The organism is Thermococcus chitonophagus (assembly GCF_002214605.1).
Taxonomy (GTDB): domain Archaea; phylum Methanobacteriota_B; class Thermococci; order Thermococcales; family Thermococcaceae; genus Pyrococcus; species Pyrococcus chitonophagus.
Genome location: NZ_CP015193.1, coordinates 280,196 through 304,993, shown reverse-complemented (window position 1 = coordinate 304,993; position 24,798 = coordinate 280,196). Strand labels below are relative to the sequence as shown.

Sequence of the window (24,798 nt, the reverse complement as noted above, 5' to 3'; positions counted from 1 at the left end):
TATGGAAGAAGCTCTTAAGAAGAAATTTGAGAAAGGCCCACTTAACTTTGAGGCTTACTTTTCCGAGAAAGCTTTGAAGATGAAAGCTTCAGAAATAAGAGAGCTACTCAAGCTTGTTGAGACCAGTGATGTTATAAGCCTTGCTGGAGGATTACCAAATCCTAAGACATTCCCAGTTGATATCATTGATAAGATCCTAGATGAAGTTATTAGGGAGCATGCTGATAAAGCTTTACAATATGGAACAACAAAAGGGTTCACACCTTTAAGGTTGGCCATCGCTGAATGGCTGAGAAAGAGGTACAGCATTCCAACATCAAAGGTAGATATAATGGTAACGAGTGGTTCCCAACAGGCCCTCGATCTAATAGGTAGGGTCTTCATAAATCCTGGGGATATCGTGGTTGTTGAAGCCCCAACATACCTTGCAGCACTTCAGGCGTTCAGCTTCTATGAGCCCAACTATATCCAGATACCCCTTGACGACGAGGGTATGAGGACTGACCTGCTGGAGGAGAAGTTAAGAGAACTTAAGGCAGAAGGGAAGAAAGTTAAGCTCGTTTATACCGTTCCAACATTCCAAAACCCTGCAGGAGTTACAATGACCGAAGAGAGAAGAAAACATTTGCTTGAGCTTGCAAGCGAGTACGATTTCATAATAGTGGAGGATGATCCTTACGGAGAGCTCAGGTACTCCGGAAAACCCGTTCCGAAGATAAAAGCCCTAGACACGGAAGGCAGAGTCCTTTACTTGGGAACGTTCTCGAAGATACTTGCCCCAGGATTTAGGCTTGGATGGATTGCTGGAGAGCCCCATTTCATAAGAAAGCTAGAGATAGCCAAGCAGAGCGTCGACCTCTGTACGAATGCCTTTGGCCAGGTAGTTGCATGGAAATACCTCGAAGGAGGCTACCTAGAAGAGCACATTCCAAAGATAATTGAGTTCTACAAGCCTAGGAGAGATGCAATGCTTGAAGCCTTGGAAGAGTACATGCCAGAAGGAGTTAAGTGGACAAAGCCAGATGGGGGGATGTTTGTCTGGGTCACGTTACCCGATAGAGTAGATACAAAGCTCATGCTTGAGAAGGCAGTAAAGAGAGGAGTTGCATACGTCCCAGGAGAAGCATTTTACGCGTACAGAGATGTAAAGAACACAATGAGACTGAACTTTACATATGTTGACGAAGACAAGATAAGGGAGGGAGTAAAGAGGTTAGCTGAGACAATTAAAGAGGAGCTATAAAAGCCGTTATTGTTCTCTTAAAATATTTTATGTAACCGAAACTCTTTTTAGGAATATTGGTGAATTTTGTTCCAGAATATTTCCTTTGTTTTGTACTCCTTTAATTTGAAAGCGTCAAGAGGTGATATACAATGAAATGGAAGGCCACTCTATTGATGGCTATTCTGGTCTTCGCCGTCGTTGCTAGTGGATGTATAGGAGGCACTCAAGAGACTAAAACTGAAACTACAAAAGTAACACTAACAGGAGACTTCAACAAGGACGTCATAGAGATAGGAAAAATCCTAGAGAAAAACGGGATAACTGAAGTCAAATTCTCAGCTTGGGGTTCTGGAGATCCTAACAGTGTAATGAGGGTTTATGGGATAGTAGATACCGCATACAAGATAAACAGAATATGGAAGCAGAATGGGATCAATGTCAAAATAACTGTTACCACAAAGTACGATCAGAGCTTCAAGGACCAATATCAGGAATTCCTAAGCAAGCAACCCCTTGGCCAAGCAGGTGATTTCTTTGTAAATAGTTATGCATTCCTTCCAACATTGGCCGAAGAGGGTTACATACTTGACATAACTAACTACGCAAAAGCCTATCAGAACGTGATAAACGATTTTTATCCAAATCTGCTGGAAGCTGCAAAGTATAAGGGTAAATTGTACGGTTTACCCCAAGACACCGAAGCAAGGCCTCTATACGTCAGGAAAGATGTTGCAGAGTGCGCAGGCCTTGACGTAACAACGCTTCCAGAGAAAGTCAAAGCCGGGGAGTTTACCTGGAGCGACGTTTATTATTGGGCTAAGAAGGCCAAAGAGAAGGGATGTGCTGAGTGGGGTCTAATTCACAGGAAAGGTTCAGCTCATCCAGACCTCATTCAGTTCATCTTCGCATTCAATGGTAAACTCTACGATCCAAAGACAGGGAAGCTAGTACTTGATGTTCCAGCGGTATACAAGTGGCTATATGTCGAGTGGAAGTTTGCCCAGGACGGATTGTTGCCAAAGGACATTATGAGCTGGGACTGGGCCAAGCAGATACACCCAACGATAGTAGAAGGGAAGACCCTCTTCGATATTGGAGGTACTTGGTACTGGACAGAGTGGCAGACCAAGCAGTATTACCATGGTAGACCACTCACGCCAGAGGAAGTTAAGAAGTGGTTTGCATACACATTATTCCCAGCAGGGGAGAAGGGAGACAAACCAGTGACTCTTAGCCAGCCATTTATATGGATGATTAACTCAAAGGCAGGTCAACTGAATCCTAAGTATGAGGAACTCAAAGATGTGTATCATGCCCTAGCGTTTTTAATGATAATAAAAGCTAGCGATCCCGAAATCAACGCCATTCACAGCGTTATCTCAGCCCACTTACCAGTTAGAAAAGAGGCAGCCAAGTTAATTAAGGATGAGAACTGGCTTAACAAGCTCAAGAACCTCGACTTAGACCTAGCTCCAGAAGTCAAGGACAATATAAAGGACATAGTTGAAAAGACAGTTAATCCAATCAATGCTCAGTTCTTAGCTGACGTAAGTTACATGCTTGAGTACACTCACCTAGCCCCAGCACACCCGAAGTATCCAGCCTTAGCTGATATATTCAAGGAGGCCGTTGACAAGGTGCTTAGGGGAGAGATGACTCCAGAGGAGGCAGTTAAGTTCATAGAGGAGAAGATTAAAGCCGACAAAGAACTAGCGGATAATGTTGAGATAGTAGGAGAGATTCCAAAGGACTGGAAGTTCCCCCAGGGGTGATTGAATGAGAAACGAAAAGCTTAGGGATCTCTCCTTTTTTCTTTTTCCTATGGTGTTTATGGTCGTATTATTCTACATAATCCCCCTCGTGCTTACGGTCTACATAAGCTTCACTGGTATGAGGAACTGGAACGTTGATAGGTACCTCCACCAGGTTGTTGGTTTCTACAATTATGAGAGGCTCTTCCACATGTTTAGGTATGATCCCACTTTTAAGGCTGTACTTTTGACAACCGTTGTGTTCGTTGGGATAACGCTCATAATTAACGTCCTGGGAGGTTTAGGCTTAGCACTCGCCACGTTCTTTATGCGTGAAAAGCCAGCTTCAGCTTTTAGGCTTCTCTGGCTCTTGCCCAGGATGTCCCCAATAGCTGTTTACAGTTTAGTTTGGTATTATTTCTTCCACGGGAGCTCGATTGGAACACTAAATTCGATACTCATGAAATTGGGGATAATTAATCAACCTATTCCCTGGGGTCAAATAATCCCCTGGGGTGCATGGAGCGTTATAATATTCGTGAATGGATTAGTTGGGGTAAGTTTTGGTATGATAGTGTTTACCTCAGCACTAAACCAAATTCCCAAGGAACTGGTGATAGCCGCAAGGGTTGATGGAGCTTCAGCTTGGGAGATCTCAAGGAGAATACTCCTACCCCTAATGAAGTGGCACTTCCTCTATGTTCTGACTTGGCAGTTCCTAAGCCTACTAACAACGTACCCCCACCTGTTCTTACTGGTCGAATGGGACCTCGTGGATAGGGACTATGGAACGACGCTAGCACTGTATGTGTTCAATACGGCCTTTGGCAGAGGAGAGCAGGACCAGGGGCTAGCGGCTGCAGCCGCCGTTGTTCTCTCGATATTGGGGATCATTGGGGGGCTGATTACGCTGAAGGTTCTTCAATTTGAAAAGATGATCAAAAGGCCAAGGGGTGATCTCTAATGAAAGACGTCGAAACAAGGCCCAGGAAGTACGAAGGGATTTTGATACTGGCAATATTCCTAGCAACACTTCCTCTCCTCATAGGGTTTTCCCTGCTGATAATCTCAAGCTTCAGTAAGGATATGGTTACTAACTTTAACTTTAAGAGCTTCCATCCAACTCTCGAGAACTGGATCAACGTGTTCAGGGGAAAGCTGGCAATAACAGGCGGCGTTAGGGTTAACATGATTAGAATTGTTCTAAATACTTTAATCGTAGCCCTGGGAGTCTCGGGATTGGTAACCCTTGTTAGCGTAATGTCAGGCTACGCTCTCTCGAGGATGGACTTTAAGGGAAGGAAGTGGATGATAGTCTCGCTTATGCTACTTCACGCATTTCCTGGGGTGGCGTTAATCGTTGGAGTTTACCTACTGTACAGAATCTCGTTCCCTCAGGGACAAGACTGGGTTAGACTCTATTCCTTCATCTACGTAATATTTGCAAGAGCTGCATTAGAGGTTCCTATGTCTGTCTGGCTGATGAAGGGGTTCTTCGATACAATTCCTTGGGAGTTTGAATGGAGCGGTATCATCGATGGAGCATCGAGGATAACGGTTTGGAGAAAGATCATGCTGCCCCTAATAAAACCCGGAATACTTGCGGTTGCACTATTTTCATTCCTAGCCGGGTGGCAGGACATTATCTATGTGAGAACTTTCCTTATTGATCAAACACTTGCAACTTTCATTGAAGCGAACATAGAAGCAGAGTATACTCACATGCCATTAATTGCGGCAGCTGGAACCCTCTACCTGCTTCCAACGATAATATTTTTCCTTACAGCTCAGCAAATCCTCCTGAGAGGGTACTCGGGAGGAATTAAGGGGTGATAGCATGGTTAGCGTGAGATTAGAGAATATAGTTAAGAAGTTTGGGAATTTTACGGCTCTAGATAACGTTAATCTTGAGATAAAAGACAGAGAGTTTATGGCGCTCCTGGGGCCGTCGGGAAGTGGAAAATCAACACTCTTATACACCATAGCGGGGATATACAAGCCAACTTCTGGGAAGGTGTACTTTGATGATAGGGATGTTACCGAGCTACCACCCAAAGACAGAAATGTGGGCCTTGTCTTCCAGAACTGGGCCCTCTACCCACACATGACAGTGTACAAAAACATAGCATTCCCCCTAGAGCTTAGAAAGGTCCCCAGGGAAGAAATTGACAAGAAAGTTAGGGAAGTAGCCAGGATGCTCCACATTGACAAGCTCCTTGACAGGTATCCGTGGCAACTCAGCGGGGGACAGCAACAGAGGGTTGCGATAGCAAGGGCTCTAGTAAAAGAACCAGATGTCCTCCTCTTGGATGAACCCCTAAGCAACTTGGACGCCCTTCTAAGGCTCGAAGTTAGGGCAGAATTGAAAAGATTGCAGAAGGAGCTGGGAATTACAGCCGTTTACGTTACCCACGATCAGGCTGAAGCACTAGCTATGGCCGATAGAATTGCCGTAATTAAAGAGGGGAGGATACTCCAAGTTGGAACGCCAGATGAGGTCTATTACAAGCCCAAGTACAAGTTCGTGGGAGGATTCCTGGGCAATCCACCTATGAACTTCCTAGAGGCAAAGGTCGAAGACGGAAAGTTAGTCATAACAGAGGAGAGTTCTATTCCAATTCCAAGACAGTACAGAGGAATAATAGAGAAAACCGGCGTAAAGGAGGTTTATATAGGATTCAGACCTCATGACGCCGAAGTTGAAAAGGGGATATCACAGGGAATAGTCGGAGAAGTTTACTCATTTGAGCCCCTCGGAAGGGAGCAAATAGTAACGATATCAATTAACAACTCAATAGTCAAGGTATTCGCGCCAGAAGGAGAGCACTTCAACTTCGGAGAAAAGGTAACCATTAAAGTCAAGGAAGACCTTCTCGTTCTTTTTGATAAGAAAACCGAAAAGGCCTTAGAGTTTTTGGCCGAATAAGGCCAAAATTTCTTTCATTTTTGAACAAACCTTTATAAAGGAGTAAGAAGTAGCTTCATTTAGAGTGATACCTAAGCGAGAGGTGGAAATTATGAGTGGAGATGAGGTTCAATTTCAAGGAAATTACGATGATTACATAACGTACCTCAAAAGAAGGATAAGACAGCTTGAACTTCAAGTGAGAATGCTTGAAGCTGATAAGGAGAGACTTGAGAGAGAGCTTTCTAGGTTAAGGAGTGAGATGTCGAGGCTAAGACAACCGCCAGCATTTGCGGGTACTGTAATTGAAGTGTTAGATGACGACAGGGCAATAGTACAGAACTATAATGGGCCCAGGTTCGTCGTGAGAATTGCACCATGGATTGATAGGAGCAAACTAAGGCCAGGAGCAAGAGTTGCTTTAGATCAGAGAACAATGGCAGTAGTTGAGGTGCTACCAACATCAAAAGATCCAGCAGTTTTAGGGTTTGAAGTTATAGAGAGACCGAATGTAACGTATAATGATATTGGAGGCCTAAAGAAGCAACTACAAGAACTGAGAGAAGCCATTGAGCTGCCACTCAAGCATCCAGAGTTATTCGAAGAAGTTGGCATAGATCCACCAAAAGGTGTCCTCCTGTACGGGCCTCCAGGATGCGGTAAAACTTTAATGGCCAAAGCCCTAGCGCATGAGGTTAATGCGACCTTCATCAGGGTCGTTGGAAGTGAGCTCGTGAGGAAGTACATCGGTGAAGGAGCGAGGCTCGTCCATGAGCTCTTCGAGCTGGCAAAGGAGAAAGCTCCAACAATTATATTCATTGACGAGATTGATGCCATTGGAGCAAAGAGGATGGATGAAACAACCGGTGGCGAGAGAGAAGTCAACAGAACTCTGATGCAGTTATTAGCTGAGATGGATGGATTCGATCCGAGGGGCAACGTGAAGGTTATAGCAGCAACAAACAGACCAGACATACTTGACCCAGCACTGCTCAGACCAGGAAGATTTGATAGGCTAATTGAGGTGCCTCTACCAGACTTCGAGGGCAGACTTGAGATTTTAAAGGTCCACACGAGAAAAATGAAAATGAGAGGAGTAGACCTAAGGATAATAGCAGAGATGACTGAAGGGGCGAGTGGAGCTGATCTAAAGGCAATCGCAACTGAGGCAGGAATGTTTGCAATTAGAGATAGAAGGACGTACGTAACCCAGGAGGACTTCCTAAAGGCAATAGACAAAGTCCTAGGAAACGAGAGGAAGCTAATCCAGCAGATATTGTCGCATGAGGTCATCTATGGTTGATTCCTCTTCTTGTATATTTCCACGAAGAGTAAAGCCGATAGCATGTAGATAACTCCACTCACATAAAAAGGCCATGTCAAGGACTTGTTAAAGAGCCAGCCTCCAATGTACTGGCTCACTCCATAGGAGACTGTCCACGCAAAGCTCTTCAAGGCAAGTGCTGTTGATCTATTATTTTCTGCAAAGTAGCTAACATATAGGGAATCCCATATAGGGGTTTCCATATTTATTAGGAGCATTCTAAGAGTATGCAGAGCTATGGCCAAAAACAGACCATCGAGGGGAAGCAGGAATGTTGAAAAGCCACTTAAGAGCGTGAATGTAAGGATTATCCAGTAGTTGGAGAATTTTTCAGCTAGGTATGGGGAGAGCAACGTTCCAAGGCCCGTAAATATCATGAAAAATGTGAATATCCACCCAATTTTCTCAACGTTTATGCCGAAGTAATCCCTAAACCACGGTCCCATATAGTTCATCGTTATCCCACCTGCAACCCCAATGACGGCTATGGGGATGGAAAGCTTTGCTATCTTTACTAAAATCAAACACTCTAAGTGAATATCCTCTTCAACTCTCTCCCTAACCGGAGTAACTAGAACCATTATCATACCCTGAAGCGGGACGAAGAGTGAAGCTATAGCGAGGGTAATCCTATACCCCAAAAGAGAGGACAAATACCCACCAAAAAGCGTCCCAAGGCCACCACCAACTGTTGCCAGTCCCCAGTTAAGTGAGAATATGTAGTTCCTTCTCTCCTCCTCAACGCTCTCGGAGAGGAGACTCATTAAAGCTGGATACTCAAGGGCCATTCCAATACCGAAGCTTACCGAGGCAAAGATAAGGAGAGGATATATAGGGAAGAGAACGTGAATTGCCCTCGTTATCATAAAGAACAGCACTGCTAGGAATATACTCCTCCTGTACCCAAACTTCGCGGTAAAAGGACCGGTAAAGATTAAGGCAAAGGCTTGGGTCACGAATATTACCGAAAATATAACTCCAAGATCCTCATAACTATACCCAAGGGACTGGAAATAGAAGGGCTGAACGAACCATGCCATAGTGCCACCTAACCAAGCTATGAAATAATAGATAACCAGGAGATACGCATCTTTATGAAACCTGTATGACATCATCCCGCAGAATACAGTTGAATTTATAAGAATAGCGGATGTGGATGTTGTGATGGCGACGATAATATTCGTGGGAAGGTCAAACGTTGGTAAAAGCACCCTAATATATCAGCTTACAGGTAAAAAGGTTAGGCGAGGGAAGAGGCCCGGAGTTACAAGGAAGATAATTGAGATAGAGTGGAAGGGACACAAGATCATAGACATGCCAGGATTTGGATTCATGGCTGGGCTACCCAAGGAGGTTCAAGAAAGGATAAAGGATGAGATCGTGCACTTCATAGAGGATAACGCAGATAAAATAGATCTGGCTATTCTTGTTGTTGATGGCAAAGCTGCCCCTGAAATAATTGAGCGATGGGAGAAAAGAGGAGAAATACCGATTGACGTCGAATTTTATCAGTTCCTTACTGAGCTCAATATACCCACATTAGTAGCGGTGAACAAGTTGGACAAGATAAAAAACGTTCAAAAAACTCTGTACTTCCTTGCAGACAAATTCGGAGTACCATGGGATAGAATTAATGATATTTTCGTCCCAATTTCCGCAAAGTTTGGGGACAACATCGATCTGTTAAAGAGGAAAATTAATGAAAAGCTAAGATCTAAAGGATGCCAAGAACAACATGAGTAATTGTTTCCTTAACACCATCCAAAGCAGCAATTTCCTCTAGTATTTCATCAAGCCTACTCTTATCTGCTTCTATTATTAAGTCTATATCTCCAGTTACACGGTAAATCTTCTTCACCCTAAGCTTCTTTATTGCATCATAAACATGCTTCCTCTTTGTTGGTTCTATTTTAACAAAGATAAAGACATCTCCTCTTTTCTCTCCTAAAAGCTCAAGAGCTTTTTCAGTTAGATCTATAAAACCCCTACCCTTCCTAATGTATCCCAGCTCCTTCAGAACTTTTAAGTGATTACTCAGTGCTTGCCTCGTAATTCCAAGCTCTTCGGCAAGTTCATCCTGGGTCTTTTCAACTGTATGAACTTCTATCGTTTTCCCTTCTCTGTAAAGCTTCCTTAAAAGTTCAACCTGTCTATTGGTGAGCTCGATTTTTTCCCTTGTCATAGAGCTACACCATCCTTGAACTTTACAAACTTAACTCCTTTACAGGTTTCATAAATTTTTTGGCTAAAGGGCATCTCTGTCAAGTATTCCGAGCTCTTCACCATCTTCTCTAACCCTGATCCTGCCAAACCTGAGCTCAGCAACGGGCTCCTCAACAGGAGTTAAGAGTTCGATTTTCCCCTCAGCAAAGTTTATACCCTTTAAGATTCCCACTCCCAAGCAAAAGCCTTCCCTATCGATTAGTCCAACAAGGATATTGCTTAGCTTTGTAAAGTCAAGGAACCTCAAGACATTTTTGTCAATATTCCTGGGACCTTCAACTACGTCAGCCTTAACTACAAAATATTTATCACCAATTTTCCTACCGTGGATAACTACCCATTTAAAAAGCTTCTCTAGCAGAGATTTCTCCCCATCGCTTATTGGTTTACCTTGGAATAGAGATGTTCCCGTAACGACAACGTTTGAAAGCTCAAACACCCTCAACTTTGCGTTCTCAAAATATTTCCTCCATTTTTCCCTCCTTATGGCTCGCCTCTCCGCTCTTGAGAAGTCCCTTGCCTGCTCGCTAACTTGAAGCTCCATCGTTATTTCCTCATACCCCCTTAGAATTGGTTCAAGTTCATTTTCCCGTCCTAGTGCCAAAATTAAGTCTGGCTTAACGGCCTCAATCTTCATCCTTTTCAAGTCAACCCCAGAACCATAAATCATCCCCGTTGTGTCTATAAGAACCACGTCCGCAAGCCTCGTAGCGACTTCACTTAACTTGCTCACCCCCACAACCATCTCCCCAAAAAACTGAGTCGGAGTTATGCTACCAACAAAGTAGTGAGCATAAGGCTTGAGGTCTTCCATGGATGAGAAATAAGAATCAACTAGAGCTAGACTTATGGTTCCGGGAGGCAGTATGCCTTTCTGCCCAACGTCAGAATCGATTATTGCTACCTTTAAACCGTTAGATATCAGTTCATTTGCCAAATAAACAGCCAATGTCGTCTTTCCCGTATCAACGTCCCCGATTATCATTATTTTGGCAGGTTTTCGCAGTGATAGTATCTTTTTTAAAGCAATCTGCCTGTCCTCTGGAACTTCCCTCGTAAAAGACGCCTTATTGACATCCATCCATACCACCCGTTAATATTTTATCGCAGGGGTATTATCTATCAGCATGCTTGACCCATTCAGTGAGAGAGCGAAAGACCTACTAAAAGAATTCGGATCCATAAATGAATTTATGAACGCTATACCTAATATCGTTACAATCGAAGAAGTTGTTGGAAGACTAAAGGTTATCAAGTATAAGGAAAACACCAACAAATTTATGGATGTTCAAGATATAAGGGATCTTGCCCAGTTCTATGCCTTACTCGGGGCATTAGCGTTCTCTCCCTATGGTTTAGAGTTGGAGCTCGTAAAGAAGGCCAACTTGATAATTTACTCGGAGAGAATTAGGAGGGCCGAGAAAATCAGGCCTGAAGAGATCAGCCTTCCAATTCAGCTGGCAGTAGAGTTCCCAGTCAATGATATTAAGGTTCTCGAGAGAGTTTTTAGGGGACTACCACAGTACACTATTAAGATTTCAGAGTTCCTGGAGCTCTTACCTGGGGAAAAGCTTTCCAACTACTACATTTACAAGGGGCTTGTGTACCTAAAAAAGGAAGACCTAATGAAGATCTGGGAGATGGCATTTGAGAGAAATATTGAGAAAGCGGTCAACTTACTCTATGAGATTAGAGACGATCTTCCAGAATTTTATACCGAACTACTGGGTGAAATAAGGAACTTTGCAGAAGAAGAGTTCAAGACCAGATTTAGAGACGTTAAGTCAGGGATTCTAAAGCCCGAGCTATTCCCACCCTGCGTGAAGAACGCTCTCAGGGGTGTACCCCAGGGACTCAGGAACTATGCCATAACAGTCTTACTTACAAGCTTTTTAAGCTATGCAAGGATATGTCCTAACCCTCCTAAGAGAAATATAAGGATTAGAGACTGCATAGACGATCTAAAAGTAATAAAAGAAGAAATACTCCCCATGATAATAGAGGCGGCGAACCGTTGTTCCCCTCCATTCTTCGAAGATCAACCAAATGAAATTAAGAACATATGGTACCACCTGGGCTTCGGGTACACAGCTAACCCAACCCTCGAGGACAGCGGAAATTCAACGTGGTACTTCCCACCAAACTGCGAAAAGATAAGGGCAAATGCACCGCAACTCTGCACTCCGGACAAGCACTGCAAGTACATCAGGAATCCCCTAACTTATTATCTCAGAAGACTCTACATGGAGGGTAAGAAGAATGCTCCTAAGGGAGGTAACAAAGGAAGAGAGGAGTAGATTCTATAAAGAGGAGTGGAATGCCAAAGATATACCAGATTTCATAATGAATACTCTGGAATATAGAGAATTTGGATTTGACCATACCGGAGAAGGTCCCAGCGATAGAAAGAACAGGTATTTTGACTTAAGAGACTTAGAAGACTATATCAAGGCAACCTCACCCTACGCTATCTACTCCAGCGTGGCCCTATACGAAAAACCTGAAAAAATGGAGGGATGGCTTGGAGCGGAAGTTGTGTTCGATATAGACGCAAAAGACCTACCACTAAAAAGGTGCGATCATGAACCTGGGACTGTCTGTCCTATATGCCTCAACGATGCAAAAGAGCTCGCTAAGGATACCCTTATTATATTAAAAGAAGAATTAGGGTTCGAAAATGTCCACGTTGTGTACTCCGGGAGGGGATATCACATAAGGGTTCTCGATGAGTGGGCGATGAAGCTTGACTCAAAGGCAAGGGAGAGGATATTAGCCTTCGTTTCTGCCAGCGAAATTGAGGATGCATCAGAATTCAGAAAACTTTTGATTGAAAAGAGGGGATGGTTCGTCCTAAACCATTCCTATCCCAGGGTTTTCAGGCTCAGGTTCGGATACTTCATATTAAGAGTGAAGTTCCCACACCTTAGGAACATAGGAATTAGAAGGGACATTGCTGAGAAAATAATCAACTCAAAAGAGGAGATTTATAGAGGATTCGTCCGAAACGCTATTCTAGCTTCATTCCCTGAGGGAGTTGGAGTTGAAACTCTGGCAAAGCTCTTTGCGCTCTCAACGAGGTTCTCAAAAGCATACTTCGATGGGAGGGTTACGGTTGATATAAAGAGGATACTAAGACTACCCTCAACTCTGCACTCCAAAGTAGGATTAATTGCGAAGTACGTAGGGACAACTGAAAGAGAGGTTATGAAATTCAATCCTTTTAGACATGCCGTTCCAAAATTCAGGAAGAAAGAAGTAAGAGAAGCTTACAAGAAGTGGTGGGAAGAGTTAGATGAGGCGAGGGGGCTATAGCCCGCCTTCTGTACCTCCGGGGGCATTCGACTAAGCGGCCTACCACGGGCCTCACACCGGGAACTCATCGGCCCTTTCTCGGCCTTGCACCCCGCGGGACGGCCGTTTCACCGCTCCCCTCGGGATTGTCTGCGGGTTAACTCGGCTCCCGTCGCCGGGAGCCTTCGCCGCTTTCATCCACATCTCCCGAGGGACGTGTCGTTTCTGTGCCGTTGCCCTCCCTCTCGGGAGGTGCCTTGCGGCACCGCGGCCCCGGTGCGGTGGGCGGAACTTCCTCGGGTACGAGCCCGACAGCCCCCAGCCCCCTCGCCTGCTCCCCTTTACTCTCGAGAGGCTATAAACTTTTGGTACCACAGCCTTGAAACTTCCTCGACGAGCTCCGCCTTGTAAAAGGCCTCCCTCAAAGTTCTACCCACGGTAACTATCCCGTGCCTTTCGAGGACTACAGCATCATAATTCTTCATGGCCTCACTTACCTGCCTAGCGAGGTCTTCACTGCCCGCAGGTTTGAAAGGCAGAACTGGAACCTTTGAAAGGTAAAGCTGGGCCTCCGGAGTCAGCATGGGAACTTCCCTCTCGAACATGGAGAGGGTAATAGAGTAAGGAGGATGAAGGTGAACGACGGCCCTTACATCTTCCCTGTTCCTATAGACACTAAGGTGGAGCCTGTACTCGGATGAAGGTCGTATAGCCGAAACAATGGAACCATCAATTTTCATTACAGCAACTTGAGAATAGCTCATTTCCTCCATCACGGAACCAGTTGCCTTGATGAAGATGTAATCTTTGACCTTAACGCTTATATTTCCTCCAAAAGAGCCAGTCAACCCCTTCTTGTGGGCAAGCCTTGAGTAATAGACGAGCTTAGCTTTAACGTTCCTCATCGACAACCACCTCTATACCGCAGTCTGTGCAGACAGCTCTCTTCCCCCTCCACCTAAGCTCCCCACCGCACACAGGGCAGACGTTGAGCTTCCCGCTTTCCTTCCAGAGCTTGTAAGTTTCGCTGTCAACCTTTAGGATTATGGTCTTCTTCCCCTGCTTGAACTCACCGAGCACCGGGTAGCTCTTAAGCTCGAAGGTTTTCGCGTCAATTATAACGGGTTCAACTCCGAGGTTTTCTTCGTACTCGAGCTCATTTGCAGGGATTATCTCAACCACATAACAATCTATCTCCCGGTCATAATATGCTATTAACTCGAGGGCATCGCTTAAATCCCCCGTGGCGGATACGAAGTCAACAGCTATCATGTTCTCCCTGGGAATTAAAAGGGCTATAACGAAGTTGTTCCTAAAAACTCCCAATCCTTTCCCCAGAAACAGCTTCTCCAACCCTATACTCTCCAGCATCTTGCCTACAGCGTCAGGAGATGGAAGACCTTTGTTCTCAATTATTTTCCTCCAGAGCTTCTTGGCTATTGGAAAAGCCCCCATTATCGGTTCGTAGACATCCATTTCCTTCCCCTTTATCGAGCTACCCTAAAGGCCTAAATAACACTTTCCACGAGCACGGGGAGCATGAGAACTCCCATATAGGTTACCCTAAAAACCTGCCACCTTGGGGCAAGGAATCCCAGGAACATCGATGAAAGCATTAGGAATACCCCGGGAAGTCCATTGTAGAGGTAGCCCAAGGCGAACAAGAAAAGAATTATAGCTATGATGACCTTCCTATAAAACCTAAACGCAACCTTTCCCAAGAGAATTGCTACCCTGGGGGCAAATACCATAACCAGCAGAGCCGCTGAAATCCCGAGGAGGTACAAGTAGGGGAGCTCCGAAGTTGATACTTCACCAATCGCCACCATAACACCATTCCTGGTCTTGCCTGTGAGGGCGAGGTTCGCAAGTGAGAAGGCATAAGCTGCGGTATTCGTGGAGTATATTATCGTGAGATAGTCAAGGTCATCCTCCGTCAGCTTAGATCCAAGAAGTGAGGCTTGGCCGGCAGTCAGCGTGGGGAGAAGGGAAGCAAGAGACCCAAAGAAAGTTCCGAGAGCACTGAATTTTAGCACCCTCAGGATTCCAATACTTAGATCTGAGTCCTCAACCTTTATCTCCTTTGGAGGATTTAAGTAGGACTCGATTAGGAGGGGAAGTGCGAAAAGCCCGGTAAAGAGTGGATAAAATGGATCCCTAATGGGCATGTTGAATGCACAATAACCCAGAAACCCCGAGAAGAGAAATATCATGAGAGCACCAATCTTGTTCCTCTGAGAGAAAATGAGAAAGATGGAAAGGAACACTATAAAGACTAATCCAACCTCAAACCTATAGAGAGGAGCGACGAGCGAATATAGAGGATAAGTTAAAACCGCAAGTATTAGGGCTATTGTACTTGCGGTAATGGACAGTCTAACCAGCTCTCCAAACCTCCCTTGAAGGACAATCCTGTGAGAAGGTAGGAGAGAAGGAACAGTGTCGTCACCATCCGGGACACCAAATAGTGCTGAAGGAATTGAATCAAGAAATGTGTGAACCAAGCCCATCACGAATAATGTAGGGACTGGAAGGGATAATCTGCTCAGGGAGTTAACATGCAACCCGGGCGTCAAACCAGTGAGGGTGCCAAATGCAACCCCTTTTATCATCTGCAGGAAGAGTTCAAGCATATATCTTCCTCCCCCTCAACTACCAGTATTGGCTTCCTGTAATAGGTAGAAAACACGCCAAACGCTTCAACCTCATCCCCGACCTTAACCTTAACATCTGGCTTTAATTTAAGGAGTATTTTGCAATCCCCATGCCTAACTTGAGCTATTATTCTTCCCCTAACTTCTTTTACACTCTCAACGACTCCAGAAACCTTTCCAGCTTTTCCAACCTCAGGGCTACATATCATGTTGCCAAGGTCTTCCCTAGGATATAGGGTACAATCCAAGCACAAATAGTCAGAGAACCTCCTTAGGGCCTTGAACTTTACTTTATCCCCTATTCTCCCCGTAACGTTAGAAAGCGGTAAATCTAGACACTCTAGCTTGACTCTATTTTCCAGTTTCTGAATTATCCTACATTCACTCTCCGCAATTTCTCCTATGTTGGGCTTTTCTGAAACATTAGCACTTCCAGTGTCCCTGAAATGGGAAGCATACACTATTATCCCGCCTGCAACCCTAGTTATCCCAAAAACTTCAACGACTCTCCCGGGGATTAATGTGAAATTGTCCTTCAGATATACCCTCACACTCCTATTTTTCCACAATATCACCCCAGGGTTACCTCCATATAGAACGACGCCCCTAAACTTGAAGGGATAGCCATCCTTTGGGTATGTTAAATTCCCAACTACACGGTATTCAACTGGGACAAGTTTGCTTCCAAAGAAAACCCCTCTAACCCTAACAATTTCACCCTGTTCTACTCCAGAAAGCTCAAATTTAAGCTTAATTTTCTTCGGAGTTAGAATTGAAGGATAGTAATCAACCCAATATGCTCCTTCAATCTCCTCGAGCTCCATATCACCACTCTCTATTCTCCTGGGCTTTATCCCGCGTCCCCTGTACACTCCAATAACCCTATATACTTCTCCAACTTCAAGATCAGAAAAAACGGGGACTGAGAACTTTCCATCGGTTAATATGCTAAATCCATCAGAGGAATATGCACAGACGCCAGTAAACTCAACTAGTTTACCCTCCTCCGCTTCCATTATGTCAACAGGTTCTACGTTTGAGACTATATTGGCAAGGCCCAAGAACGCTAAACTCGCTAATACTAGTGCAATGTTAAGTGGTCGCATATATTACCCTTTGAAACGACATTTAAATACCTTTATTTTATGGTAATAATTTAATACCTTCCGAGGTTATATTATACTCGATCCAATCAAGCCTATGAGCCGTTCTCCTCATCCCATAAATCCTAAGATATCTCCTCAGAGTCTTACCCTCCTCCATTAGTTTAAGCTCGATAATCCCATCAACTATTGCCTTAACCATCATCTCAACATATGGTTCCTCAATTCCAGAATTCATTTCGAGAACCCAAACTTGTCTATTTCTGTGAGCGAACTCCCTCAACTCTTCTAAGAATTTGTATATTTCTTTTCTTGAAGTTTCAAAGAAAACAGGCGTCATGGAAGATATAAACCCCACTATCTTATCCGCATGTGTAGTTGAAAGTATCTTGAGCGTTGTATCTTTGATTGCATCAAGCAGTCTGGTAGTGTCGCTTAGATCGGCTATCACAGTCTCATCAAATGAAAATTTAGGAGCCTTTCTCAACCTTTGACTATATGCATCAAGAAGTATCATCTTTTCATCCAAGAAGGGCATGAACTCCCAGCCAAAGTCGAGAGCATTGCTTATGAATTCATATTTTGACACGTCAATTAAAACTCCAATTACAGGTATGCCTGCCTTAAGTTGGTTAAAAGCAAATTGCGTTAAGAAAGTACTTTTACCGGCCTTAGGATCTCCTATCAAAAGAACAACACTCCCCCTCGGTATACCACCACTTATCAAATCATCTATTATTCCAGTAGGGATTCTCTCAACTACCTTTTCAATTTTCTCTTCCCCATTCTCGAACATTGAACTCCCCCGCTCAATAGATTTCTCCGCTTGGGTAGACAACGACTCCATTAGGACCAATTTCGAACGGATACTTCTTCATTGAATGCCTCGTCTCACGCATCTTCCTAATTAGGATATATCTCTTTAGCTCTATGTTTCTCTCTTGAAGATCTAACACTATAACTCCCCTAGCAATGAATTCCTCTATTCCATACCTGCTTATTTTACCATGCTGCGGATCCGGAGCTTCAGTTGTAAGTATAGTTGTGACACCCATCTCGAGAAGAATAGTGTTCAATTTTAGCAAAACCTCTCTAATTTTTCTTTCTTCTTCTAATCTGAGAGCAATTGATGGTATTGAATCGATAACAAGTCTCTTAGCATTTATAGCCTTGACTACCCTATAAATATACCTCAGGAAGTTATCTATGTTAAACCTATCCTCAAGGACAAATCTCTCTTCGCTCGGCAAGCCAGCAGTAGCGCTAACACCATCAACTATCGCGATCATCCCTTCTTTCTCATACTTCTCGAAATCCCATCCAAAGGCAGCCATTTCTCTTCTGAGATCCTTAGCCCTCTCCTCTAGCGTAACGAATACCCCAGGCTCTCCATATTCTTCGGCCCCTTTGTAGATAAACTGGGCTGCAAACGTTGTTTTACCCGTTCCAGTACCACCAGTGAGAAGGACGGTAGTACCCTCTGGAAACCCCCCCTCAATGAGCTCATCAAAGCCAGGGATACCACTTTTAACTCTCCGGATAGGTTGATAACCCATTATCATCACCCCAAGATAATCCTGACTTATTCGATAGTTCTTGGACGTAAAAATATAAAGGTTTTGCCATAACAGGCTGAAATAATCATAGATGTCTTAGCAAAATTAGGAAGAGATTGAACAAGTTATAATGGACAAAATTCCATACCGAATATGTCTCCAGTAGCTTGGTACTCCAACGCTCTGCAGTCATGGCAAACATATCTCAATGAACAGGTCTTGCATGGATCTATGTTATCCTTAGTTAATTTCCAGAATTTCTTTAATCTCTGCTTCTTCACTATACTTCTCAGGCTTTCCCTACTCACATCCCCTACGATAAACTTCCTGAGAAGTGGACACGGAGTGACGAACCCTTCAGGTGTCACTGCAACCAAACCAGACATACAGTTATTATAAGTTATCGAGGTTGGATTGACAACCTTTCTGACATCTAGAGGGTTAAAATTCAGAGCTCTTAAGGAACCAGGATATAATATATCAACCCATACTTCTCCCCCAAAATCTATGCCTTCCCTTAAAAGCTCCCTGTACTGAGGATAAGTCACCATAACTAAAAGGATATCAACCTTATCCAAGTTGTCAATACTTTTGATTTCATTGTAAAGTACTTCCCCTATCACCTTAAACTCCCTGTTTCCGGGAATCCTGTCCCAATCCTCACTTAAAGCTGTCACGTACGTTTCAAGACCTTTAGAGGCAGCATAATTAGCAAGTTCTATAGCATCTTCAATGGTGTCGTAGTTTGTTATGTACACTTCACCCTCTTTAGCGATACTTTTGAATTCGTCAATGACCTTTCTAAACTTCTTAAGTGGGAGGGGATCCCTATACAGTACAAGCCTGTTATTTCCAATACAACCAAGGCTTCTCGGTATGAAAGATACCTCAGAAAAAACACCCTTTCCCCGACCTATCATGAGAATTAACCTTTCGAGGGCTCCAGTATGGGGGACTACAGTCCATGGTGGCTTAGCTATTGCCGTTATTCTCGCCCTACCCACAGGGATTTCATACATAAGAGCCTTTGTTTTCTCCATATCAACTCACCGAAAAATATAAAGTACACAACATTTATATTAACCTTTTCTATACCGATTTTGCACACTACCAACGATAGTATGTAAAAAAGTGACGAGAGCACTTATTCCTTTGACACGGGGATAAGCTTATTACCCTCAATCCAGAATTCACCTTCCTCGGTAACTTCCCTCTTCCATATGGGAACCCTCTTCTTGACTTCATTAACAATCCACATACAGGCGTCAAAAGCCTCTTTTCTGTGCTTACCGGCCGTCACAACCAGTATTGTGTTCTCCCCAACCTCAAGCTCTCCAACTCTATGCCATATTAGGGCATCGGTTATTGGGAACCTTGAGATTGCTTCCTCTCTAATTCTGGCCATCTCCTTCAAGGCCATATCATCGTAGGCTTCATAAATCAACTTCAAGACTTTTCTTCCATGGTTCTCATTCCTAACCTTGCCAAGGAACATCACTATCCCACCACTTTCCGGTGAAGATACTAAATTAATGGCCTCTTCCAAGCTGAAATCTTTGGGCTTTTTGAATAGGCCCACTTTCTCCCCCATACAGATCCCAACGTATTTAAGCTTGGAATTTAAAAATTGTTTGGGGAGAATAATGGAAGCCGAGAAAATAGTGGAAGCATTGAAAGAGGGAAGATTAGAGGAGGCAAAAGCCCTGCTAACCAAAAAAATAGATGTGCTTAGCGATGAGGAGCTAAAAGAAGTGTTAGAGGTGGCAGAAAGGAAGGCAAGGGAATACGAAGACCTAGAGTTATACAAAATCGTGGTATATTATTATGCGGAGTTCCTTGGAGTTGATAAGATTGCAGAATTCGAGGATCTCGCAAGAAAGAAGGGTTTTGAAGGATTACTTGAACTTGCAGATCTCTATAGTCTGCTGGGCTTTCCAGAGAAGGCCCTAGATATTTACAGAGAGGCCATTGAAGAAGAAACTGACCCAGAAAAGCTCGGAGAAGCATACTTTGGGATTGCAACGATTCATGAAGAGCTCCAAGAATATGACAAGGCCCTAGAGGTCATAAAAAAGGCCATTGAGAATCTTGAGAAAGCCAACAACAGGGAAAAGCTACTCAGGGCTAAAATCTATGAAGGCTACTTAACTTTTGAAGCGGGAGACAAGGTTAAAGCCAAAGAGAGGCTCGCAAGGTTATTACCAGAAGTCCCAAAGGGGGAATTAAAATCTCAGATTCACCTAGCCTTTGAGGAGATATTTGAGGACGAAGAAAACTATGAAGCCGCAATGCAGGAGTGCTTATATGCCCTTTTAGAGGCCAAAGGGACGGACTTCTTTGATGTCGCTTTCGACGGCCTCATAGATTTAATCTGGCAACTCATGCTGGAGGATGACTTTGAGGAGATATACAATTCCATGCCCATGTTCAAGGCCGCAATTCCAGAGTTTGAAGACTTCTTTGAAGGGGTTAGGAGAATAGCCTTGTACAAGGACGGAAAAGTAGGAAGGGAAGAGGTAAGCGAGATAATAACCAAGGTGAAAGATGAAAGGCTAGTTTCCATTCTAGAATTCCTGGGGGAGGCTGAGCTATGAGGGCACTAAACTATAATGCCGCGATAGATAGGATAGTCCAGTTCATCAAAGAGAAGGCCAGCCCAGGGGTAGTTATAGGAATAAGCGGAGGAGTTGACAGTGCTACAACAGCATACCTTGCCGTAAAGGCCTTAGGGAAAGAGAAGGTTCTAGGCCTAATAATGCCATACTATGAAAACCAAGATGTTGAGGACGCAAAGCTGGTTACCGAGTCCCTTGGGATAGAGTACAAGATCATTAACATTAAGAGCATTGTAGATGCCTTTCAGAACTCCCTAAACATCGATCTCGATAGGAAATCCCTGGGCAACATAATGGCCAGGACGAGAATGATAATACTGTACGCACACGCAAACTCCCTGGGTAGGATAGTCCTAGGAACGAGCAATAGGAGCGAATTCCTAACTGGTTACTTCACGAAGTGGGGAGATGGAGCCAGCGATTATGCTCCGCTCATAAACCTATACAAAACTGAAGTCTGGCAAATAGCCAAGAGAATCGGTGTCCCCGAAAGGATAGTCAAGAAAAAGCCAACGGCCGGACTTTGGGAGGGACAAACGGATGAGGGAGAGCTCGGAATAAGCTACAAACTTCTAGATGAGATCCTCTGGAGATTAGTTGATCTGAAAATGCCAAAAGAAGAAATTGCGAATGAGCTCAGCATCCCTGTGGAAAGGGTAGAGCATGTGGAAAAACTTGTAAAGGGCAGCGAGCACAAGAGAAGGCTACCCCAGGGGCCAAGCTTCGAAGATCTCATATTAGAGCCTTGAGGATTTCCAGCCTTCTCTTGCTCATTAACACTTTTGGATGCTTCATTAAGGCCTTAACAACCTCGAAGTAGTTTCCGCTAGCTAGCTTTTCTAAATCAGTTCCGCCCAGCAGCTGAACGAACACGTCTATGTCCTCATCCGTAAGCTTCTCCATTGCCCTCCTAAGCCTTAGCAACTTCTCCATCTTCGGCCCCTCTGTCTCCCACCACTCCTTCGTGTAGTTCTTGAGCAACTCCATGTTCTCCTCCTTTAAAGCCTCAACGATCCACTTTGCCGCTATAGTTGCGGCCTTCATTGCCTCATACATCCCGCCACCGTGGACGGGATTTACCTGCCTCGCCGCATCCCCAACCACGAGAACATTGTCTTTAACTAACTCCCTAACAAATCCCCCAACTGGAACTAGGCCAACGTTGACCTCAAGGATCTTGTTCCTGGGGATGTTGTTCTCCTTAAGCCACTTGTCAAGGTAGTACTTTGCAGTTTTCTCATTGTCCGAGTTTATGCCAATGCCTACATTGGCCCTATCTTCGTCCTTGGGGAAGACCCAGACGTAACCTCTCGGGGCTATCTCGTTGCCGAACCAGAGGTGTATGAGGTCGGGGTCGTAGCCCTCTATCAGCATTTCGTATTCGTAGGCGGAATCGAACTCGTGTGGAGGAGCGTATGTGTTTATTCCAGCCTTTCTCGCCACGGTACTCTCAACGCCGTCAGCTGCAACTATTACATCTGCTTTAATCTCCAAGGGCTCGCCCTCATGCTTGGCTTTCACGCCAACTATCCTACCGCCATCCCTCAGAACGTCAACTACCTCGGTTCTAGCGAGAACCTCAGCACCAGCCTTGGCCGCATAATAAGCGAGCATCTTGTCAAAAACCTTCCTCTCAAGTATAACCCCACTGACCTCTTTGTACCTAAGCTCCGCGGTGTAGCCGCTTGGAGAGTAAATTCTTGCCCCATAAATCTCCCTATTGATGAACCTCCTATCGTAGGGGATGTCGAACTCTTTAAAGATGTTAACGTTTATTCCCTCAGCACACTGCTTCGGGGTTCCAATCGCAGGCTTTTTATCGACCAAGAGAACGGAGAAACCAGCTTTAGCCACGTTCCTAGCAACGATGGGACCGGCAACGCCCGAACCAACGACGACGACATCGTACTTCATTGTGACACCTCCTCGTAGCTTAAGGCCCCCACGGGACACGCTTTAATGCATATCATGCACGAGATACATTTATCCCCAAGAAAATGCCAAGAAGAGGCGACTTCAATTGCAAGGGTCGGGCAAACGCCAGCACAACCACCGCAAAGGTAGCATTTATCTTCATTTACCTTTACCAGGATTTTCTTCCCCATCGCTACCACCCTCGATGATCTTTGCCTCATCGAGAAGAACCCTGCCATCATTTATCATTTTTACTGGGATGAACCGAGACATCTCCTCGATTTTCTCCCGAACTTCTCTTTCTTTAAGGTTCAACCTATCGCTAAGCTCCTCTATTGTAGCCTCACCATTCAGGAGGAGATAATGCAAGATCGCAAGCTGGGTCATGTCGCCAATAGTCTTCAAATACTCCTCCTTTATCATCTTAATTAGCTTATTTCTGTAGGCCTCAACGGCCCTGAAAGCCTCTAAAACTTTCCCAAGTTCCCTGTTAGCCTTTAAAAACTCAGAGAGCATTTCATTTAATCCCTGGGGATCTTCCTTCAAGGAGGACAAGTTCACATGAACGTCCTTAAGCTCAGCCCCATCCAGGTCGAATCCCTTATACCAGAACATGTCAGGAGTTAGTGTTAGAACGTATGACTTCGCTATTGAAATCCGGTAGTACTTCTTGGTCGGCCCTATAAACCTCTCCTCCTTCTCGTACGACTGCAGAATACCCTCCCTCTCCATTATCTTGAGGTGCTTAGCTACCGCGGTTGAGGAAACGGTAACCCTACTGCTGAGGAGGCTGAAGTAACATTCGGTACACGTTAAGTGAGACAGCAAATCCCTCCTAACCTTGTTCCCCAGGATGTAAAATACGTCAGGTTCCATATTCACCACCTACCCATATGTGTGGCGCAAAGCTTATATATTGTGCATTCAACCTTCGGTTGACAACCTTGATTGAAGCCAACTTTAGGTTTGCTAATTGGCGTTATAAACGTTTAGATGGGGGTGAGAGAAATGGGACTGATTAGTGACGCTGACAAGAAGGTAATTAAGGAAGAGTTCTTTTCAAAAATGACTAATCCCGTTAAGCTCATCGTCTTCATAGGAAAGGAGCACTGCCAGTACTGTGATCAGCTAAAACAGCTCGTTCAGGAACTTTCAGAGTTAACAGATAAGTTAAGCTACGAGATAGTGGACTTCGACACGCCAGAGGGTCAGGAGCTGGCCAAGAAGTACAGGATCGACAGGGCACCAGCAACGACCATAACCCAAGATGGAAAAGACTTCGGGGTCAGGTACTTCGGCCTTCCAGCAGGCCATGAGTTTGCGGCATTCCTAGAGGACATAGTGGATGTGAGCAATGCACAAACAGACCTAATGCCAGAGAGCAAGGAAGAGCTTGCAAAGATCGACAAGGACGTTAGGATACTCGTCTTCGTAACCCCAACATGCCCATACTGCCCACTGGCAGTTAGGATGGCCCACAAGTTCGCAATAGAAAACACAAAGGCAGGAAAGGGCAAGATACTTGGAGATATGGTGGAGGCAATTGAGTACCCAGAGTGGGCCGACCAGTACAACGTGATGGCAGTTCCAAAGATAGTCATCCAGGTAAACGGAGAAGACAAAGTTCAGTTCGAAGGAGCTTATCCGGAGAAGATGTTCCTCGAGAAGCTCCTTGCCGCCCTCAGCTGAAACTTTTTATTATTAATGCTAAGGTCAACAGACCTAAGGGAATGCTTCTGTTTAGCTTTAAAGTCCTTTCAATTTTTGGAGTCGGGTAACCACTAACTATTCTTGCACTTATTGAAATTTGGGAGTCCTTCATCTTTACGATGAGCTCAAGGCCATACCCCTTCCTTTTCCACGGATACAGGAAGGGAACAACACCTGAAAAGGCATCCAAGGCCAGATGGAAAGCAACGCCAACAGCAAACATCTTTAGCCATGGGAGAAGAGTTGACAAAAGTGCCAGGGGAACTAGAAAGAAGAGAGAATGAAGGTAAGAGCGGTGCTCCTTAGCGAAAACATCAAAATCGGGAAATACCGAGCCAAGTATGAACATCATCAAGTTAATCGGATCTGGATTTGAGAAAGAAAGATAGGCTATAGCTGGAATCGAGGCATGCTCAATCGGATCCATGTTCTCAAATTTCCCGGTTGGCTTATAAGCATTAAGCCTTAGGAAGAGAGCTAGCCTATATACGGCTGATAACAGAAATCAGTGCGAGAGGAAACGGTTT

Annotated in this window: 27 protein-coding genes and 1 other RNA gene; 12 read left to right on the top strand and 16 right to left on the bottom strand. The window is 44.5% G+C overall.

What is annotated here, in order from left to right; genetic code table 11:
* Nucleotide 1: 1 nt before the first annotated feature.
* The 6 genes from A3L04_RS01720 to A3L04_RS01695 all read left to right on the top strand — a co-directional run bounded on the left by A3L04_RS01720 (nt 2) and on the right by A3L04_RS01695 (nt 7,184).
* A complete protein-coding gene (locus A3L04_RS01720; protein ID WP_068576147.1) occupies nt 2-1,243 on the top strand; it encodes an aminotransferase-like domain-containing protein in 1,242 nt (413 codons plus the stop codon).
* Between the two features lie 131 nt (nt 1,244-1,374).
* On the top strand, nt 1,375-2,997 hold the full coding sequence (locus A3L04_RS01715) for an extracellular solute-binding protein (RefSeq protein ID WP_068576145.1): 1,623 nt from the start codon (nt 1,375-1,377) through the stop codon (nt 2,995-2,997).
* A 4-nt stretch (nt 2,998-3,001) separates the two neighbouring features.
* A complete protein-coding gene (locus A3L04_RS01710) occupies nt 3,002-3,940 on the top strand; it encodes a carbohydrate ABC transporter permease (protein WP_068576143.1) in 939 nt (312 codons plus the stop codon).
* Nucleotides 3,940-4,809: a carbohydrate ABC transporter permease gene (locus A3L04_RS01705; protein WP_068576141.1), complete on the top strand. Its 870-nt coding sequence runs from the start codon at nt 3,940-3,942 to the stop codon at nt 4,807-4,809. The genes A3L04_RS01710 and A3L04_RS01705 overlap by 1 nt, the downstream gene beginning before the upstream one ends.
* 4 nt (nt 4,810-4,813) lie before the next feature.
* Nucleotides 4,814-5,902, top strand: coding sequence for an ABC transporter ATP-binding protein (locus A3L04_RS01700; RefSeq protein ID WP_068576139.1), 1,089 nt, complete (start codon nt 4,814-4,816; stop codon nt 5,900-5,902).
* A gap of 91 nt (nt 5,903-5,993) precedes the next feature.
* A complete protein-coding gene (locus tag A3L04_RS01695) occupies nt 5,994-7,184 on the top strand; it encodes a proteasome-activating nucleotidase (RefSeq protein ID WP_068576137.1) in 1,191 nt (396 codons plus the stop codon).
* Here A3L04_RS01695 and A3L04_RS01690 read toward each other — a convergent pair.
* On the bottom strand, nt 7,175-8,317 hold the full coding sequence (locus tag A3L04_RS01690; RefSeq protein ID WP_084448841.1) for an MFS transporter: 1,143 nt from the start codon (nt 8,315-8,317) through the stop codon (nt 7,175-7,177). The two genes, A3L04_RS01695 and A3L04_RS01690, sit on opposite strands and share 10 nt — an antisense overlap.
* A 52-nt stretch (nt 8,318-8,369) precedes the next feature.
* On the opposite strand from A3L04_RS01690, the gene engB reads away from it, so the two are divergent.
* Nucleotides 8,370-8,948 (top strand): GTP-binding protein EngB, encoded by a 579-nt coding sequence (gene engB, locus A3L04_RS01685; protein ID WP_068576134.1) that lies wholly within the window; start codon nt 8,370-8,372, stop codon nt 8,946-8,948.
* Here engB and A3L04_RS01680 read toward each other — a convergent pair.
* Nucleotides 8,920-9,387 (bottom strand): Lrp/AsnC family transcriptional regulator, encoded by a 468-nt coding sequence (locus tag A3L04_RS01680; protein ID WP_088859096.1) that lies wholly within the window; start codon nt 9,385-9,387, stop codon nt 8,920-8,922. The two genes, engB and A3L04_RS01680, sit on opposite strands and share 29 nt — an antisense overlap.
* A 63-nt stretch (nt 9,388-9,450) precedes the next feature.
* Complete coding sequence (locus A3L04_RS01675; RefSeq protein WP_068576130.1) at nt 9,451-10,509, bottom strand: Clp1/GlmU family protein; 1,059 nt, start codon at nt 10,507-10,509, stop codon at nt 9,451-9,453.
* A gap of 46 nt (nt 10,510-10,555) precedes the next feature.
* Here A3L04_RS01675 and priL point away from each other — a divergent pair, with 46 nt between their 5' ends.
* Together priL and priS are read left to right on the top strand one after the other, a co-directional pair.
* The gene (gene priL, locus A3L04_RS01670) at nt 10,556-11,725 is read left to right on the top strand and encodes a DNA primase large subunit PriL (protein WP_068576128.1); all 1,170 of its coding nucleotides are present in this window, start codon (nt 10,556-10,558) and stop codon (nt 11,723-11,725) included.
* Nucleotides 11,688-12,740: a DNA primase catalytic subunit PriS gene (gene priS, locus A3L04_RS01665; protein WP_068576126.1), complete on the top strand. Its 1,053-nt coding sequence runs from the start codon at nt 11,688-11,690 to the stop codon at nt 12,738-12,740. The genes priL and priS overlap by 38 nt, the downstream gene beginning before the upstream one ends.
* Here the strand turns inward: priS and rnpB are convergent.
* The 9 genes from rnpB to A3L04_RS01620 all read right to left on the bottom strand — a co-directional run bounded on the left by rnpB (nt 12,726) and on the right by A3L04_RS01620 (nt 19,623).
* An RNA gene (gene rnpB, locus A3L04_RS01660) (RNase P RNA component) lies at nt 12,726-13,050 on the bottom strand. The two genes, priS and rnpB, sit on opposite strands and share 15 nt — an antisense overlap.
* Before the next feature lie 10 nt (nt 13,051-13,060).
* Entirely contained in the window at nt 13,061-13,624 is a 564-nt protein-coding gene (locus A3L04_RS01655; protein WP_068576124.1) for an aldolase, read from the bottom strand.
* Nucleotides 13,611-14,195: a zinc ribbon domain-containing protein gene (locus tag A3L04_RS01650; RefSeq protein ID WP_068576122.1), complete on the bottom strand. Its 585-nt coding sequence runs from the start codon at nt 14,193-14,195 to the stop codon at nt 13,611-13,613. Before A3L04_RS01650 ends, A3L04_RS01655 begins: the two co-directional genes overlap by 14 nt.
* Nucleotides 14,196-14,227: 32 nt before the next feature.
* On the bottom strand, nt 14,228-15,352 hold the full coding sequence (locus A3L04_RS01645; RefSeq protein WP_068576120.1) for a tripartite tricarboxylate transporter permease: 1,125 nt from the start codon (nt 15,350-15,352) through the stop codon (nt 14,228-14,230).
* Nucleotides 15,328-16,479, bottom strand: a complete 1,152-nt coding sequence (locus A3L04_RS01640; protein ID WP_068576118.1) for a DNA-binding protein — start codon at nt 16,477-16,479, stop codon at nt 15,328-15,330. Before A3L04_RS01640 ends, A3L04_RS01645 begins: the two co-directional genes overlap by 25 nt.
* A gap of 37 nt (nt 16,480-16,516) precedes the next feature.
* The gene (locus A3L04_RS01635; protein ID WP_068576116.1) at nt 16,517-17,272 is read right to left on the bottom strand and encodes an RAD55 family ATPase; all 756 of its coding nucleotides are present in this window, start codon (nt 17,270-17,272) and stop codon (nt 16,517-16,519) included.
* Nucleotides 17,273-17,285: 13 nt separating this feature from the next.
* Nucleotides 17,286-18,032: an ATPase domain-containing protein gene (locus tag A3L04_RS01630; RefSeq protein ID WP_068319967.1), complete on the bottom strand. Its 747-nt coding sequence runs from the start codon at nt 18,030-18,032 to the stop codon at nt 17,286-17,288.
* Between the two features lie 125 nt (nt 18,033-18,157).
* Nucleotides 18,158-19,072 (bottom strand): SPASM domain-containing protein, encoded by a 915-nt coding sequence (locus tag A3L04_RS01625; RefSeq protein ID WP_068576114.1) that lies wholly within the window; start codon nt 19,070-19,072, stop codon nt 18,158-18,160.
* Nucleotides 19,073-19,176: 104 nt separating this feature from the next.
* Nucleotides 19,177-19,623, bottom strand: a complete 447-nt coding sequence (locus A3L04_RS01620) for a molybdenum cofactor biosynthesis protein MoaE (protein WP_068576113.1) — start codon at nt 19,621-19,623, stop codon at nt 19,177-19,179.
* A 52-nt stretch (nt 19,624-19,675) separates the two neighbouring features.
* On the opposite strand from A3L04_RS01620, the gene A3L04_RS01615 reads away from it, so the two are divergent.
* Together A3L04_RS01615 and A3L04_RS01610 are read left to right on the top strand one after the other, a co-directional pair.
* Nucleotides 19,676-20,626, top strand: a complete 951-nt coding sequence (locus A3L04_RS01615; RefSeq protein ID WP_068576111.1) for a tetratricopeptide repeat protein — start codon at nt 19,676-19,678, stop codon at nt 20,624-20,626.
* Nucleotides 20,623-21,396, top strand: a complete 774-nt coding sequence (locus tag A3L04_RS01610) for an NAD+ synthase (RefSeq protein ID WP_068576109.1) — start codon at nt 20,623-20,625, stop codon at nt 21,394-21,396. Before A3L04_RS01615 ends, A3L04_RS01610 begins: the two co-directional genes overlap by 4 nt.
* Here the strand turns inward: A3L04_RS01610 and A3L04_RS01605 are convergent.
* The 3 genes from A3L04_RS01605 to surR are packed head-to-tail and all read right to left on the bottom strand — an operon-like array spanning nt 21,380 to nt 23,437.
* Nucleotides 21,380-22,561, bottom strand: a complete 1,182-nt coding sequence (locus A3L04_RS01605; protein ID WP_068576107.1) for an NAD(P)/FAD-dependent oxidoreductase — start codon at nt 22,559-22,561, stop codon at nt 21,380-21,382. The two genes, A3L04_RS01610 and A3L04_RS01605, sit on opposite strands and share 17 nt — an antisense overlap.
* Nucleotides 22,558-22,752 carry a DUF362 domain-containing protein gene (locus A3L04_RS01600; RefSeq protein WP_084448840.1) on the bottom strand — a complete coding sequence of 65 codons (195 nt, stop codon included), beginning with the start codon at nt 22,750-22,752 and terminating at the stop codon, nt 22,558-22,560. Before A3L04_RS01600 ends, A3L04_RS01605 begins: the two co-directional genes overlap by 4 nt.
* Nucleotides 22,721-23,437, bottom strand: coding sequence for a sulfur metabolism transcriptional regulator SurR (surR, locus tag A3L04_RS01595; protein ID WP_068576104.1), 717 nt, complete (start codon nt 23,435-23,437; stop codon nt 22,721-22,723). The genes A3L04_RS01600 and surR overlap by 32 nt, the downstream gene beginning before the upstream one ends.
* A gap of 132 nt (nt 23,438-23,569) precedes the next feature.
* Between surR and pdo the strand changes: the two genes are divergently transcribed.
* Nucleotides 23,570-24,250, top strand: a complete 681-nt coding sequence (gene pdo / locus A3L04_RS01590; RefSeq protein WP_068576103.1) for a protein disulfide oxidoreductase — start codon at nt 23,570-23,572, stop codon at nt 24,248-24,250.
* Here pdo and A3L04_RS01585 read toward each other — a convergent pair.
* Nucleotides 24,243-24,698, bottom strand: coding sequence for a metal-dependent hydrolase (locus tag A3L04_RS01585; RefSeq protein WP_068576101.1), 456 nt, complete (start codon nt 24,696-24,698; stop codon nt 24,243-24,245). The two genes, pdo and A3L04_RS01585, sit on opposite strands and share 8 nt — an antisense overlap.
* Nucleotides 24,699-24,798: the final 100 nt, after the last annotated feature.